Source organism: Flavobacterium solisilvae, from assembly GCF_012911605.1.
GTDB classification, from domain to species: Bacteria; Bacteroidota; Bacteroidia; order Flavobacteriales; family Flavobacteriaceae; genus Flavobacterium; species Flavobacterium solisilvae.
This window is the reverse complement of the sequence record NZ_JAAMPT010000199.1, coordinates 66,873-82,583: the sequence shown is the minus strand read 5'-3', so window position 1 is coordinate 82,583 and position 15,711 is coordinate 66,873. Positions and strand designations below refer to the sequence as shown.

Annotated in this window: 17 protein-coding genes; 13 read left to right on the top strand and 4 right to left on the bottom strand. The window is 30.4% G+C overall.

The window, feature by feature from the left end; translation table 11 throughout:
* The first annotated feature begins 627 nt into the window (after positions 1-627).
* Positions 628-1,059 (top strand): hypothetical protein, encoded by a 432-nt coding sequence (locus tag G6042_RS03845; protein ID WP_169522992.1) that lies wholly within the window; start codon positions 628-630, stop codon positions 1,057-1,059.
* Between the two features lie 59 nt (positions 1,060-1,118).
* Positions 1,119-1,682, top strand: a complete 564-nt coding sequence (locus tag G6042_RS03840) for a DUF4256 domain-containing protein (protein WP_169522991.1) — start codon at positions 1,119-1,121, stop codon at positions 1,680-1,682.
* Here the strand turns inward: G6042_RS03840 and prmC are convergent, their stop codons facing one another.
* Together prmC and G6042_RS03830 are read right to left on the bottom strand one after the other, a co-directional pair.
* A complete protein-coding gene (gene prmC, locus G6042_RS03835) occupies positions 1,683-2,564 on the bottom strand; it encodes a peptide chain release factor N(5)-glutamine methyltransferase (protein ID WP_169522990.1) in 882 nt (293 codons plus the stop codon).
* A gap of 47 nt (positions 2,565-2,611) precedes the next feature.
* The gene (locus G6042_RS03830; protein ID WP_169522989.1) at positions 2,612-3,103 is read right to left on the bottom strand and encodes a GNAT family N-acetyltransferase; all 492 of its coding nucleotides are present in this window, start codon (positions 3,101-3,103) and stop codon (positions 2,612-2,614) included.
* 28 nt (positions 3,104-3,131) lie between these two features.
* Between G6042_RS03830 and ribD the strand changes: the two genes are divergently transcribed.
* From ribD to G6042_RS03815, 3 genes are read left to right on the top strand one after another with little or no spacing between them, the layout of a single operon-like run.
* A complete protein-coding gene (gene ribD, locus G6042_RS03825) occupies positions 3,132-4,172 on the top strand; it encodes a bifunctional diaminohydroxyphosphoribosylaminopyrimidine deaminase/5-amino-6-(5-phosphoribosylamino)uracil reductase RibD (RefSeq protein WP_169522988.1) in 1,041 nt (346 codons plus the stop codon).
* Complete coding sequence (locus G6042_RS03820) at positions 4,165-4,776, top strand: HAD family hydrolase (protein ID WP_169522987.1); 612 nt, start codon at positions 4,165-4,167, stop codon at positions 4,774-4,776. The genes ribD and G6042_RS03820 overlap by 8 nt, the downstream gene beginning before the upstream one ends.
* 18 nt (positions 4,777-4,794) lie before the next feature.
* Positions 4,795-5,403, top strand: a complete 609-nt coding sequence (locus G6042_RS03815; RefSeq protein WP_169522994.1) for an IMPACT family protein — start codon at positions 4,795-4,797, stop codon at positions 5,401-5,403.
* A gap of 10 nt (positions 5,404-5,413) precedes the next feature.
* Here G6042_RS03815 and G6042_RS03810 read toward each other — a convergent pair whose 3' ends face one another.
* The gene (locus G6042_RS03810; protein WP_169522986.1) at positions 5,414-5,818 is read right to left on the bottom strand and encodes an acyl-CoA thioesterase; all 405 of its coding nucleotides are present in this window, start codon (positions 5,816-5,818) and stop codon (positions 5,414-5,416) included.
* Between the two features lie 187 nt (positions 5,819-6,005).
* Between G6042_RS03810 and dnaA the strand changes: the two genes are divergently transcribed.
* The 3 genes from dnaA to G6042_RS03795 are packed head-to-tail and all read left to right on the top strand — an operon-like array spanning position 6,006 to position 8,669.
* Positions 6,006-7,433 carry a chromosomal replication initiator protein DnaA gene (gene dnaA, locus G6042_RS03805; protein ID WP_169522985.1) on the top strand — a complete coding sequence of 476 codons (1,428 nt, stop codon included), beginning with the start codon at positions 6,006-6,008 and terminating at the stop codon, positions 7,431-7,433.
* A gap of 42 nt (positions 7,434-7,475) precedes the next feature.
* A complete protein-coding gene (locus tag G6042_RS03800; protein ID WP_169522984.1) occupies positions 7,476-7,943 on the top strand; it encodes a low molecular weight protein-tyrosine-phosphatase in 468 nt (155 codons plus the stop codon).
* A 3-nt stretch (positions 7,944-7,946) separates the two neighbouring features.
* A complete protein-coding gene (locus G6042_RS03795) occupies positions 7,947-8,669 on the top strand; it encodes an SAM-dependent methyltransferase (protein ID WP_169522983.1) in 723 nt (240 codons plus the stop codon).
* A 22-nt stretch (positions 8,670-8,691) separates the two neighbouring features.
* Here G6042_RS03795 and G6042_RS03790 read toward each other — a convergent pair whose 3' ends face one another.
* Complete coding sequence (locus G6042_RS03790; RefSeq protein WP_169522982.1) at positions 8,692-10,281, bottom strand: helix-turn-helix domain-containing protein; 1,590 nt, start codon at positions 10,279-10,281, stop codon at positions 8,692-8,694.
* Between the two features lie 396 nt (positions 10,282-10,677).
* Between G6042_RS03790 and G6042_RS03785 the strand changes: the two genes are divergently transcribed.
* The 5 genes from G6042_RS03785 to G6042_RS03765 all read left to right on the top strand — a co-directional run bounded on the left by G6042_RS03785 (position 10,678) and on the right by G6042_RS03765 (position 15,622).
* Positions 10,678-10,854: a hypothetical protein gene (locus tag G6042_RS03785; RefSeq protein ID WP_169522981.1), complete on the top strand. Its 177-nt coding sequence runs from the start codon at positions 10,678-10,680 to the stop codon at positions 10,852-10,854.
* Positions 10,855-11,054: 200 nt separating this feature from the next.
* Complete coding sequence (locus G6042_RS03780) at positions 11,055-11,324, top strand: hypothetical protein (RefSeq protein ID WP_169522980.1); 270 nt, start codon at positions 11,055-11,057, stop codon at positions 11,322-11,324.
* 62 nt (positions 11,325-11,386) lie between these two features.
* The gene (locus G6042_RS03775) at positions 11,387-12,112 is read left to right on the top strand and encodes a GLPGLI family protein (protein ID WP_169522979.1); all 726 of its coding nucleotides are present in this window, start codon (positions 11,387-11,389) and stop codon (positions 12,110-12,112) included.
* Positions 12,102-14,777: a carboxypeptidase-like regulatory domain-containing protein gene (locus G6042_RS03770; protein ID WP_169522978.1), complete on the top strand. Its 2,676-nt coding sequence runs from the start codon at positions 12,102-12,104 to the stop codon at positions 14,775-14,777. The genes G6042_RS03775 and G6042_RS03770 overlap by 11 nt, the downstream gene beginning before the upstream one ends.
* 101 nt (positions 14,778-14,878) lie before the next feature.
* The gene (locus G6042_RS03765; RefSeq protein WP_169522977.1) at positions 14,879-15,622 is read left to right on the top strand and encodes a GLPGLI family protein; all 744 of its coding nucleotides are present in this window, start codon (positions 14,879-14,881) and stop codon (positions 15,620-15,622) included.
* Positions 15,623-15,711 lie beyond the last annotated feature (89 nt).

Below are 15,711 nucleotides of genomic sequence, written 5' to 3'. Positions count from 1 at the left end.
TCTAGTTTGTCATTCCGTAGGAATCTCAAAAAACAAGTTTATCATTTCTTATTATTTCAACGTCTGGTTTGTCATTCCGTAGGAATCTCAAAAAACAAGTTTACAATTTAGTATTATTTCAGCATCTAGTTTGTCATTCCGTAGGAATCTCAAAAACCAAGTTTATCATTTCTTATTATTTCAACATAACGTTTGTCATTCCGTAGGAATCTCAAAAAACAAGTTTATCATTTCTTATTATTTCAACGTCTGGTTTGTCATTCCGTAGGAATCTCAAAAAACAAGTTTATCATTTCTTATTATTTCAACGTCTGGTTTGTCATTCCGTAGGAATCTCAAAAAACAAGTTTATCATTTAGTATTATTTTATCATCTAGTTTGTCATTCCGTAGGAATCTCAAAAAACAAGTTTACGATTTATTATTATTTCTTTTAGATTCCTACGGAATGACAAGTTTGCGGAGAAAGTTTACGGAAAAGTTTTAACAAAAAATCATCCAATTGCGGAAAACCGTAATTATCATGTTTGAGAATTTTGTAGATTTGAATTGAAAAAAAATATTATGCAGTTCCATTTTGAGAACTTACTAATATTTGATAATTATAGAGCAACTAATAAACCTATATATGAAAAGATTTTTGTTTATAATGTTACTTCTGAGTTTCAAAAGTTACTCACAAGATTTCATTGGAAAATGGAAAACACTTTCATATGAAGATGAAATTGTATTTTATAATAAAGCTAAAGACTCTATATTCTACAAAAATATTGATAGAAAAGACGAAGCAGAAAATTTTAAACAAATGTCTGAGTTACTAATATTTTCAGTTACCTATAGTTTTGAAAGTAATGGGAAATTTGTTACTGACTTTCCTGCAGTAGGACAAACTGTTAAAGGAAGTTTTGAGGTTGACAAATTAAATAGAAAAATCGTCATGATTGATAAAGAAGGCAAAAAAGATGAACTTTCATACATTTATACCAATGGAGTTTTATATGTAGATATGAAAATGGAAACAGGTTTTATAAAGTTAGGATTGACCAAAATTAGTGATTGACCATCGGCTAACCCAAAAATATATTTAAAAATAAATCATATTCATAAGAAACCTTAACAATGTCTAAATCCAAAAATCTTTCTGCTAGTCAAATCCAGGAATTACTAAACATTTTGAAAACTCGTTTTGAAAAAAACACAAACCGTCATCAAGGAATGGAATGGCAAAACGTAGCGACAAAACTCACAGCTAATCCCGAAAAACTTTGGTCGCTAAACGAAATGGAAATTAGCGGTGGCGAACCTGATGTAGTGGAATATGATGCAAAAACCAAGGAATTTGTTTTTTATGATTGCGTTGCAGAAAGTCCAAAAGGCAGAAGAAGTTGCTGTTATGACCGAGAAAGTCTTGAATCTAGAAAGGAAAACAAACCAGCTCATAATGCAATGGATTTGGCAACCAACATGGGAATTGAAATGTTGAACGAAGAACAATATCGCGCGTTGCAACAACTTGGCGAATTTGACCTAAAAACATCAAGCTGGATTAAAACGCCTGCCGAAATTAGAAAACTTGGCGGAGCCATTTTTTGCGACAGACGATACAACACCGTTTTTCTTTATCACAATGGTGCGGAATCTTATTATGCTGCAAGAGGTTTTCGAGGTTTGCTTCGTGTGTAATTATTTTTCAGCCGAAATCATTCGGTCGTTGCCATAAATATCTTTAATCAACTGAACGTTTTTAAAACCATAACTTTCTACCAAAGCTACCGTATCTTTGCCAAGATATTGATTGATTTCAAAATACAATTTTCCGTTTTCCGCTAAATGACTTTTTGCTAATTCGGTAATTTTTCGGTAGAAAAGAAGTGCGTCATTATCTTCAACAAATAATGCCAAATGAGGTTCAAATTCCAGAACATTTGGATTGATTTCTGCTTTTTCCAAATTACGAACATACGGTGGATTGGAAACGATGATATCGAAAGAAGCTGGAAGCTGGAAGTTGGAAGTTGGAAGTTTTTTCAAGTCATTAACTTTTAAAATATCCGTTTGAATAAAATTAACTTCTACTCCATTGATTTCAGCATTTTTTTGAGCAACTTCCAAAGCATTTACAGAAACATCAATAGCAAAAACTTCTGCCGAAGGCAAATTCTTTTTCAACGAAATAGGAATACAACCCGAACCCGTTCCAATATCGAGAATTTTCAATGAACTTGAAACTTGAAACTTGAAACTTGAAACAATCAATTCAACTAATTCTTCCGTTTCTGGTCGTGGAATTAATACATTTTCATTCACTAAAAATGGTAAACCGTAAAACTCTGTTTCACCTAAAATATATTGTATCGGCTTGTAGGTTTTTAATTCCGTCAAGACAGTTTCCCATTGCGACAACTGCGTTTCATCCATCGATAAATCGGGTTGCAACGCCAAGTCAATTCGCTTTTTTTGATGTAATTTTTCCAATGTCAAATAGAAAAAACTCTCAACTTCTTTTTCGTCATACAAAGAAGAAAGCGCTTGAAGAAACCTATTTTTATAATTTTTTATAACCAAAATAAACTGTATTGATTTACACCTTTCTAAATTCTAATTTCTAAATTCTAATTTTTAAAATCCTTCAACATCCAAACTGGACAAGTTGTATGACCAGTATTTCCCAACGGCGAACAAAGGTATTCAAAACCAAATTTGTTATACAAGTTTTGAGCCGCTTTCATTTCAGGTAAAGTTTCGAGATAGCAACTGGAATAACCAAATTCAATTGCTTTTTCCAAACATTTTTCAATCAATTTAAAGCCAATCCCTTTGCCACGAGCTTCTTGCAGAAAATACATTTTTTGTAATTCGCAGATGTTTTCTTTAGAATTTTCAAGCTGACTAATTCCTGCGCCACCAATAATTTTGCCTTCGGTTTCAACTACAAAATATATCGCTTTTGGTTTATCATATGTTTCAAACATAAAATCCAATTGAGCGTCGGCAAAAGCTGTTCCCGTTTTGGGAAAATCATCATCAATAAAAACTTGCCGAATTACCGCAGCAATTTGAGCATTGTCTTCGGGTTGAATTGGTCGAATAATTATAGTATTCATTATAAAAGTAAAAAGCTATTTTTGCAATGTGAAGATACATGAAATTTACATAAAACGTTGCATTGAATTGGCTAAAAACGGTTTGGGAACAACTTATCCTAATCCGTTGGTTGGCAGCGTAATTGTGCACGAAGGAAAAATTATTGGCGAAGGTTGGCACCAAAAATCAGGCGAAGCTCATGCCGAAGTTCACGCTATAAATTCGGTAAAAGACAAATCGCTTTTATCAAAATCCACCATTTATGTATCGCTTGAACCTTGCAGTCATTTTGGAAAAACGCCACCGTGCTGTGATTTAATTATCAAACATAATATTCCAAATGTCGTTATTGGAACCGTTGATCCCAACGAAAAAGTAGCCGGAAATGGCATCAAACGGTTGCTAGAAAATGGCGCAAATGTTACTGTTGGCATTCTTGAAAACGAATGCAACGAGTTGAACAAACGCTTTTTTACGTTTCACAACAAAAAACGTCCATATATTATATTGAAATGGGCAGAAAGTACTGATGGTTTTATTGCACCAATGCATCGCGACAAAAAAGAACCAGTTTGGTTGTCTAACGAATTTTCGCGACAATTGGTTCACAAATGGCGAAGCGAAGAACAAGCTATTTTGGTTGGAACGAAAACCGTTTTGGATGATAACCCAAAATTGGACGTTCGCGATTGGAACGGAAAAAATCCAATTCGAATTGTTATTGACAGAACTGGAAAAATTGACAGTTCATATTACGTAAAAGACAAAAAAACCAAAACCATTTTCATAACTGAGCAAGAAAATATGACATCGGATGAAAATTGTATATATGAAAATGTTATCTTTGAGAATCGCCTCGCCGAAAAAATTTGTACCATTTTATATAAAAACAACATACAATCAGTAATAATCGAAGGCGGAACGACAACTTTAGAAACTTTTATCAATGAAAATTTATGGGATGAAGCCCGAGTTTTCAGAAGTAAAATCCAATTAAAAGAAGGTGTAAAATCGCCTGTTTTAAAAGAAAATTCTGAAGTGACAACAATTCAAAATGACGAACTAACTATTTTTAAGCATCATGATTAACGCAATTATTTTTGATTTTGGTGATATTTTCATCAATTTGGAAAAAGAAAAATCAATCGAAGAATTTAAAAAACTAGGATTGAATGGACCAAATGAAGAATTAATAGCAAAAAATGATTCGTTTGAAAAAGGGCAAATCACCGAATTACAATTTATAGAAAGTTTTCAAAAATTTATTCCAAATGCAAGTTTGGAAGAAATTATCAAAGCTTGGAATTCAATTATCGGCGATTTTCCGCTGTATCGATTGGAATTCTTACAAATGCTTTCTACGCGTTATCGCTTATTTTTATTGACCAATACGGATTCAATCCACATAAATCGATTTGAACACAAAGTTGGCATGTCTTTCTACACTGATTTTTATCGTTGTTTTGAAAAAGTATATTATTCATACGAAATGGGAATGCGAAAACCGCAACCCGAAATTTTCACTACCATTTTAAACAAACACGATTTATCGCCAAAACGTACGCTTTTTGTGGATGACAAAAAAGAAAACACCGATGCTGCTGAAGCTTTAGGAATACACGTTTGGAATTTGCAAGTAGGTAAAGAAGATGTTGTCAATTTGTTTGATCAAAAACACTTACCACTACAATAATTTCAGCCAAAATTTTCAATTCCTTTGAAAGATACCTATAATACGATTGCCTTTTCGTCGCCCGAAATCCTGTATAAAGAGAAAAACAGTAAATTTTTCGGTTACGCATTTCCTGTAACCAATGAAGAGGAAATCAAAGAACATTTAGACGTTTTAAGAAAGCAACATCACGGCGCGGTTCACTTTTGCTATGCCTTTCAACTTGGAACTGAAACCCTATATTTTAGAGCAAACGACGATGGCGAACCGAGCAATTCTGCTGGAATGCCAATTTATGGACAAATTCAATCCTTTGGTGTAACCAATGTTTTAGTCGTTGTTGTCCGATTTTTTGGTGGAGTAAAACTTGGCGTCGGCGGATTGATTTCTGCTTATCGAACTGCAGCACAAATGGCATTAGCTGAAGCTGAAATAATCGAAAAAACCATCGATGTTTCTTTTGAAGTTACTTTTGAATATAAAAACATGAATAAAGTAATGCGAGTTATCAAAGAAAAAAACTTAACTATTGTTTCTCAAGAGATGAATGAAAGTTGCAAAATCATCATTTCAACCCGAAAAAAAAATGCCGAAATGATTTTCGACATTTTTAATAATTTGTTTGAAATCGGGATAAAAAATATATAATTCCTAACGATTATTCTAGTTCGTTAAACAATTCTAAAATATGCTTCGGCGGAACGACTGGTTTTCCTAATTTTACATCCACAAAAACCAATATAAAATGAGCCGTTGTTAATAACTCATCATTTTCGTTACGAATTTCACAATCAAATTCCACCTTAACAGAGCTTTGCGACTTGAACTTAGTTATCACTGTAAGTAAGTCGTCATAACGTGCTGGTTTTTTGTAATTTAAATGCATAGAAACTATGGGTAACGCAATTCCGCTTTCTTCAAGCTCTTTATATGAAATCCCTTTGTTTCTAAGCCATTCCACGCGTCCAATCTCAAAATAAGGCACATAACTACCGTGATAAACAACTCCCATTTGGTCTGTTTCAGAATATCTAACTCTTAGCTGAACTTTATGTTCTTTCATACTTTTTTTATATAGTTTAAATTATATTTTTATTTTCTTTACAACAATATTTTTAAAAAATCAATACCAATTTAATTTTTTTTAAAATATTTTATTCACATATTTGTTACCCCAAAAACAATGAAGGTTTTCGTCTTCATTTTTGTTAAAAAAATCTAACAATAATAACATTTTTTTTATTAATCTTATGAGCAAAACTGCGCAATCGGTATGGGAAAACTGTCTAGCATTTATAAAGGACAACATTCAAGAGCAAGCTTTCAAAACTTGGTTTGAACCGATTAAGTCAGTTGAACTTACAGATAACGCTTTGTATATTCAAGTACCAAGTAAATTTTTCTACGAATGGCTTGAAGAACATTATGTGAAACTGCTAAAGGTTGCCTTAACAAAAGAACTTGGTAAAAATGCAAAGTTACTCTATAAAATCAAAATGGAGAACACTTATGGTAACAAACAACCATTCACAGAACAATTACCAAGCGCACACAGAAGTCCAATTAAATCGCAAGAAGTTGACGCACCGTTCAAAAACCTAAATCCTGAACTCAAAAACCCTTTTGTAATTCCAGGAATTAGAAATTTAAAAATTGAATCGCAACTTAATCCAAATTATAGTTTTGACAATTTCCTTGAAGGAGATTCTAACCGTTTGGCTCGTTCAGCAGGTATGGCAGTTGCTAATAAACCTGGCGGAACATCATTCAATCCGTTATTGATTTTTGGTGGTGTTGGTTTAGGAAAAACACATCTTGCTCACGCAATTGGTGTTGAAATTAAAGATAAATATCCAGAAAAAACCGTTTTATACATTTCTGCAGAAGTATTTACACAACAATACATCGATTCGGTAAAGAAAAATAACCGTAATGATTTCATTCATTTTTATCAATTAATTGATGTATTGATTATTGATGATGTTCAATTCCTTTCAGGAAAATCAGGAACGCAAGACGTTTTCTTCCATATTTTCAATTATTTACACCAAAACGGAAAACAAGTAATTCTTACTTCGGATAAAGCACCTGTTGATATGCAAGATATTGAGCAACGCTTATTATCTCGTTTCAAATGGGGTTTATCTGCCGAATTACATCAACCGGATTACGAAACTAGAATTTCAATTTTGAAAAACATTTTGTATCGTGATGGTGTTGAAATGCCAGATGAAATCATTGAATATGTAGCTAGAAATATCAAGTCTAACGTTCGTGAATTGGAAGGCGCAATTATTTCATTGATTGCTCAATCTTCTTTCAATAAAAAGGAAGTGACTTTGGATTTAACAAAAAGTATCGTAGAGAAATTTGTTAAAAACGTAAAAAGAGAAATTTCTATCGATTATATCCAAAAAGTAGTTTCGGATTATTTCCAGTTAGATGTTGACACTTTGCAATCTAAAACGAGAAAACGTCACGTAGTACAAGCCAGACAATTAGCTATGTTTTTTGCTAAAAAATTCACCAAAGCTTCATTGGCAAATATCGGTTCCCAAATTGGCGATCGTGATCACGCTACCGTTTTGCACGCTTGTAAAACCGTTGACAATCTAGTTTCTACCGACAAACAATTCAAAAAATTTGTAGAAGATATTCACAAAAAATTATCCTTATAATCCAAGCGAGTTTTAAAAAACTCGCTCTTTTTTTATTCAATTATGTCTGTAAAAATTCTAATGGTATGTCTGGGAAACATTTGCCGTTCGCCATTGGCAGAAGGAATTTTAGCTTCTAAATTACCCAAAGATAAATTCTATATCGACTCTGCTGGAACAGGAAATTATCACATCGGCAAACAACCCGACAAACGTTCCATCGATACAGCTTTGAAAAACGGTTTAAACATTTCAAACCAAAAAGCAAGACAGTTTACTTCAAAAGACTTTGATGCTTTTGACTATATCTTCGTGATGGACAATTCCAATTATGATAACGTTATCGAATTAGCTAAAAATGAGGAACAAAAAGCCAAAGTAGATTTAATCTTGAACCAATTGTTTCCTGGTGAAAATGTTGATGTTCCCGATCCTTATTACGGACTTCAAAACGGATTTGACATGGTATATCAAATGCTGGACGAAACTTGTGATATTTTGGCAAAAAAATTGATTGAAAAACATTCGTAACCAATGAAAACAACTCCATTAAAAGGGAAACTATACTTAATTCCAACAACTTTGGGCGAAAATAATCCCGATGATGTTTTGCCTCAAACGGTAAAAAGAGCAATTGATTTCATCGGTACGTATATTGTTGAAAACGAAAAAACCGCTCGAAAATTCATCAAAGCCATTCATCCCGAAAAGGTTCAAGCCGATTTAAAAATTTCACTTCTAAACAAAAGAACCGAAGCAACAGAACATAAAGCTATGCTTTCGCCTTGTCTAAATGGAGAAAACATTGGTTTAATGAGTGAAGCTGGTTGTCCTGGCGTTGCTGATCCTGGTGCGGTTATTGTGAAATTAGCGCATGAAAATGGCATTCAAGTCGTACCGCTAGTTGGTCCATCTTCTATCTTATTGGCCATGATGGCAAGCGGAATGAATGGACAAAATTTTGCTTTTAACGGTTATTTACCTATTGATAAAGGCGAAAAAAAATCAGCATTGAAAAGTTTTGAAAATCTATCGAACTCCAAAAATCAATCCCAGATTTTTATTGAAACGCCATATCGAAATAACAAACTGATGGAAGATTTAGTTCAAATCTTGCAACCCAACACGCATTTGTGCATTGCCGCCGACATTACTTTACCAACCGAATACATTAAAACACTTCGCGTAGCCGATTGGAAAAAAACAAAGGTCGATTTACACAACCGACCTACTATTTTTATTATTCATAAAATGTGATTGAATAAAAAGTGGTTGTGTATTAAGCGCTCATTAAATATCGTTTATCAAGAAGTTCTTTAATAAATACCGAAGGTTTTATACCTGTATGTTTATAAAAAACTCTTGAAAAAGTATCTTCATTTTTAAACCCTAGATGTTTTGCTATTCCATCCATGGAATACTTAAAAAAGTCAGAAGCACTGTTGGTTACCATTTCTTTAGTAAGATAATTTATCCTTAAGCTATTAACGTAATCATTAAATTTTTGATTTTTATGTGAATTGATTACTGAGGAAAGATATGTTGTATTTGTTCCAAACTCTTTTGCTACTTTTTCTAACGTAACATCTGGTTTTAAAAATTTTTGTTTCTGTTCAAAACCAGTTAATTTTTCTAAAATTTTTAACACTATTTCGTCATTAATACTATTTGTTGTCTTTGGTATAATTTTGAGTTCTTCAGACGAAGCTACAATTTGCTTTTGCATGCTTTCAATCTTTCTAATTAATTCTTGTGCTACTTTTTTTGCTTTCTTATTCTGTTGAAAATAAACTACCAAACTTACAATTAGGATTAAAAAAGCTACTCCAGAAATTATTCCTGTTTTATATTTTTCAACAAACAATGACCTTTCCAATTCTTTTTTGACTTGCAACAAATCTTTGGTTTCATATTCTTTATGTATTTTATGAATAAGATGTTTGTGATTTTGACTGTAAATACTATCCGCTTTTACCAATTGTTCTATATAATACAACTGTTTATTCTTATCATTTTTTGATTTATAATGAGAAATTAGTAACTCATAACTTTTCCTTACATCGGGATGTGTATATTTTTTGGTTTCAAATACTTGGTTTACTTTTTCAAAATAGGATATTGCTTTTTCTTTTTCGTTCATATCCCAATAAGATTGTCCAATATAAAAGTTACCCACTGTTGCCCATGCAAAATCTTCGTTTTCATACAAAAAAGGTATTTTTTGCTCTATTTTACGAATTCCTTCGCTATAATTTTTCAAGAAATAATCATTGATTCCTTGTTTAAAAACAAGATAATGTTCATCGAGTTTAGAAAAATTATTTTTTTCAACTGAACGCAATGCGGTTTGTAAAACTTGGTTACTTTTCTTAACTCGATTCATTTTGGTATAAGACCAAGCCAAACCTTCAAGTGAACTCACATAACCTCTTTGCATATTATACGTTTCGTCTTGACTATAATAATCAATACATTCTTGAAATAAACTAGCTGCATCCGCATAATAACCCAAATAGTTTTTAACAATTCCAATTTTATACTTGATGCGCTTTTTATTATACACATCATCGGTTTGAGAGATATATCCATTAGCTTTCAAGTAATTATCTAATGCTTTTTGAAAATCTTTCATACTATAAAACAATGTTCCTTTGGTAAGATAGACATCACCAATTACTGCTTTATCTTTAGTTTTAAAAGCATAAGGCAACGCACTGTCTATAAAAACTAAACGTTCTTCCGCTTTTTGCTGAAAGACAAAATTCTTATAGTAAGCACTTATTCTTTCGTCATTTTTCTCTCTAAAAGCTCTTTGTTTATATTCTTTAAGATAGGTATGCAGTCGAAGCGAATCCTTTTCGGCATCCATAATGCGATAATGTAAATCAACGTATGAATATTTAGATAACGAATCCTTTTTTTGCGCGAATACATTTCCTGAAAATACCATCAGTAAATAAAAAGAAATAAATAAGAAACGGTTTTTAAGCACAAAAAACATACAAAAAACTTACGATTTTAAACAAATTTAAGTGTTTATTTTTTATTTCTTCAAAAACATCGATAATTATTTACAAAGAATTTAAAATCAATTAATTAAATACAAAAACACAACCTTGAATTCTTAAAAAATTTAAGAATTCAAGGTTACATCGTTTGAAAAAAACAAAAAACCTTCTTTAGTTTGATGATATAAATGAACAAAGCCGGCAGCGTTCATAATTGTTTAATCGTATAAAAAATAATTATGAAAAAATATGCTTTGTTGATAGGAATCGTGTGGTGTTTTGTTTCATGTACAATAGATGAATTAGAAACGAATACACAAAACTCAAATAGTAATAACGCATTCCTAGAACGAGATTCAGAACCTGATCCTAAACCAGATTGGGGTAAAGACAAACATAATGACAATCCTCCATCTAATGAAGGTGGCAATTAAAATACAGTTTTAGAAAAAGTGATGCAATACATTGCCTGATGATTTCGTTATCGATAAAAGAAAACGAGAAATATGACGGAATGGTTATGAAACATAACATATTGTTAGCATTACTTAAAATCTGTAAGTCGGGCAAAACCTAAACACAACGACTATAAATTTTGTGATTGGAAATTTTTTATTAACTTTAATTAAACAAAATGAAAAAATTATTTTTTAGTGCTGTAGCACTAGTAGCTTTTAGCAGCGTTTCGATGGCAGAAAATACAGTAAACGTTTCAAAAGAAGACAAGACTGCAGGAACCGTTTCTTGTACAAGAAGAGTAACAAATACATGTCCAGACGGCACAGTCAACAGTAGTAGTGCAACAGCATCAGTTCCATCTAGTGGTGACTATGAAGTAGATCGAGGCAAAGCCTGCGATAAAGCTAAAGCTCAAGCAACATTATCTGCAAATACATGTCTATAATTTAAACCTTGATTTATAGCAGGTATTTGCCTGCTATAAATTCAAAAAAAAAAAATGAAAAAATGAAAAAAAAACCATTAACAATAATTTTGATATTTAATTTTATTGCTTTATTTGCGCAAAACAATATTATTACTATTAACTATTCTTCTTCACTTGACGATTCAAAAAATCCATATGGAGCAGTTGATTTTAAAATAGGAACTTTAATCACTGATGGCAAAACAAGTTTATATTCTGAAAGAAACATTGACACTACATTAGTTTTAATGGACGGTGATGTAATGACCTTTGAAAAGAATGATTTTATTTATAATTACAGTAAAAATTTAGTAGATAAAATTATCTTATATAAAGACAGAAATATAGACATGAGTAATGTTATCAAAGATACTACATATAAAATAGATTGGGAAATTACAGGCAATTTCAAGGAGGTTATGAACTATAATTGTCAAGAAGCAATTTGTGATTTCAGAGGCAGAAAATTTAAAGCATATTTTCTCAAAGATATTCCCTATGCCGATGGTCCTTTTAAGTTTCAAGGTTTGCCCGGAATAATCTTAGAAGTTATTTCAGAAGATGGAGCCGTTAAAATTACAGCACATGAAATTTCTATAGATAAGGACAAAATAGTCTACCCATTTAAAGATGTAAAAAAATTCATCTCCTATGAAGATTCAATTAAATTATATCAATTAAAGTTTGATAAGGTAAAAAATTATCAACCCGATGAAAATGTTTCTGTTTCTATACCAAATAGATTTATAGAAATTTATGCTAAATAGACCTTTTTTCCGTTTAGTTTTCTATTTTTTTATACTTTTTGCCTTAATTTATAAAGGCAATGCTCAAACTATAAAAGGCACTGTTTTTACAAAATCAGGAACAGTTCCTTTTGCCAATGTATTTATAAAAAATAAAAAATCTATCAATATAATTCTAAAACACACAATCTCAGACGAAAACGGTTTTTATGAAATAAAAATCCCAACCAATATAGATACATTGATAGTGGCGGTAACTTCACCAGGATATAATTCAGAGGAAAAATTACTTGTTCTTCCCTTAGAAAAAAAAGAGGCAATAGTTTTAAATTTTAACTTACAAGAAAAAATCACTTCGCTAAAGGAAGTAATTGTATTGGCAAAAGAAAAACCAATAACGATTATAGGTGATACCACAACCTACAATCCAAATTCGTTTAAAGATGGCTCGGAAAAAGTTATTGAAGATTTATTAAAAAAACTTCCTGGAATAAAAGTTTCTGAAAATGGGGAAATCAGATTCAAAGGCATGACTATTAAAAAAATGCTTTTGGATGGTGATGATTTATTTAGTGCTCAATATACAATTGGTTCAAAAAACATAAATGTCGATTTAGTTGATAAAATTCAAGGAATTGAAGACTATCATGAAAATCCATTACTGAAAGGAATAAAAGACTCTAAAGAAGTGGTTTTAAACATTAAAATGAGAAAAGGAAAAACAGATTTTTCAGGCAATATTGATATGGGTTATGGTATAACTGACCGTTATGACATTAATTCAACTGGCTTAATTATCAACAAAAAAATTAAAAGTTTTGGTTTAATTAGCTATAACTCAATAGGTAAAAACAGAAGTAACCACAATCTTGATACAGAAGTACTCTCAACGGAACGATTAACAGATAATAATTTCTATGCTAAGGAATTAATTAAACAAGGTGATTTTTCTTCTGCTATTGACAATCAATTCAGCAACATAAATAATAACATTTACACAAGTTTCAATTCACTATTTAAAATTTCTAATAAAGTTGTCTCGCGAATAAATTTAGGATTTTATTCAGACAGAAACTCTAGGATAACTGAAACAATCACAAATTATTCGGATACAAATTCAGCATTTGAAGTTAATCAAACAGAGAGTGCTATAAAAAAACCGAGTTATTTTAATGCTAATTTTCAATTAATTAATAAAAACTCAAAAAAACAGAACTGGGAATATATTGGAATTTTAAATATACACAAAAATGATTTCAATTCAATCACCACAAACAACAATACAACCCAAAAAAACAGTGTGAATGGAGATTCATTTTTTACAAAGCATAATTTAAATTACTCAAAATTAATAAATGAAAAAAATGTTTTTACTACTTCTGTTTTATATTCAAAAAGTAAAGCTCCTCAAAATTATATAGGAACTCCTGGAACAAATATTTATGAAAACTTGTTACTTGAAATAGATAAAAATATCCAAAAAAGTAATTTTTCTAAAGAAGTTCTTTTCATTACATTTGATTTTTATGGAAAAATTAAAAATTATAATTGGTCTGTATTAACTGGCAGTAATTATTCAGGAACTTCATTATTATCTTCCTTAAAACTTTTTGAAAACGAAGTTATTCATCAACCAAATAACTATTTAAACGATAATTTTTACAAATCCATAAATACTTTTTCAAAATTTTCTGCAAAATTCACCAAAAATAAATACTCTTTTGAAGTAGGATTAGAATTACATTATTTTAATTTGATTTTTGAGAACAATACAACTAATACCTTACAAAAAAAATCTCAGTTTTTAACTTTACCCAAACTGAAGTTTTTACATAAAATAACCAAAAAATCTTCTCTATTTTATGGTTATAATTTTAATCAAATTGCTCCAAATGAAACCAATCTTTTCGAAGGATTAGTACAAACAAATTTTAGAAATTTCATTAACAATACTTCCAACTTAGACTTTCTAAAAACACATCATTTCAGTTTAGGGTATAATTTTTCAAACATGTTCAATCTGAATCGTATCATGCTTGTTACCAATTATTTTTTAAACAAAAACAATTACTTTTCAGATTTTCAAATCAACACAAATACGACAACTACTAATTCTTTTCTTTTGAACTCAAAAAGCGATAGTTACGTTTTTAACTTATTAACCGTAAATTATATTCATGCTCTCAAAACTACTATAGATTTTGACGTTAATTATGATATTAATTATTTTAAAAATATTATCAATAATTCAGATTTAAGAAATGTAATAAGTAAAAATTTATATCTAGAATTAACGATTAGAAAAAAAATAACCAAAACCATATATTCTGAAGCAAAAAGTATATTTCTGTCAACCGAGTACGATTTAGAAAATTCAAATAAAAACACTCTAAATAGTTTAAATCAAAGTTTTAAAATAACTTTCAACGATAATAATCGTTTCAAAATCAATAGTTCTGTAAACTTTTTATTAACCGATTTAAAAACAAATAATAATTACTGGTTCTTAAACACCGATATCAGTTACCAAAATAAAAGTAGAAAAATAGAATATAACCTAACAGGAAAAAATTTAATTAATGAAAAATCTTTTAATATATCTTCCAAAACTGATTATGAAACCGCAATAATATCACAAAATCTTATTAGACGTTATGTTTTGGCAAGTATTAGCTTTAAGTTTTAATTCAACAAACGACGAACTTTTGTTTTACCTCGAGTAATTCTGTTTTCTGTGAGTTATAAGTTGTAATTAGTAAGAACGGTTAATTAAAATCAAAACTAAATATGAATATCAAAAAGATAATAACAAGCATAATCATATTCGTAAATTTATCCTACTCTCAAAAAAGTGATAATATCTATGTTGAATACGATTTTACAGATAACTCCATTTATAAAGAGGTAAAAGCTGTTCTAATTTTTAATGATACAGAGTCAATATTTAAAACTTTTTTCGGAGAACAAGAAAATGAACCCGAATTTAAAGGCAACTCCATTTTTATAGGTGGTCTAATCGATATATATCAACAAACTAACAAGACAAAAGACACACTTGCAACCTACAATTTAATAGAAGACAACAAAATATTAAAAATTAATGAAAAGATTCCCAATTTTAACTGGAAGTTAGATTTTAATGACGAAAAAAAGATTGGAAACTATATTTGTAAAAAAGCGACAACAAAATTCAGAGGAAGAGAATATACAGCTTGGTATTATGAAGACATCCCTACTTTTTTTGGACCGTGGAAATTTAGCGGATTACCTGGTTTAATTATTGAAATACACGACAACACCAAAACATTTATCTGGAAATGTAATAAAATTGAAATACCAGCAAAAGAAAACATAGTAATACCATACAAAAAATATTCATCCATCAGCATAAAAGAATATGTCTTCAAAGTTAAAGAATATATGGATGAACTAAGATCTCGTGTTAAAAGAGTATTACCTCGAGGCGCAGAAGCAAGTGTTCCTAAAAATCCAAGGCGAGGTCTTGAATTAGTATATGAATGGGAAGAATAATCACAAATTACCTATTCTAAAGAAAAAATATTATTTGGCCAATAATTGAGGGATTTGTTTATTACCCAAACATAAAAATAAACTAGTGT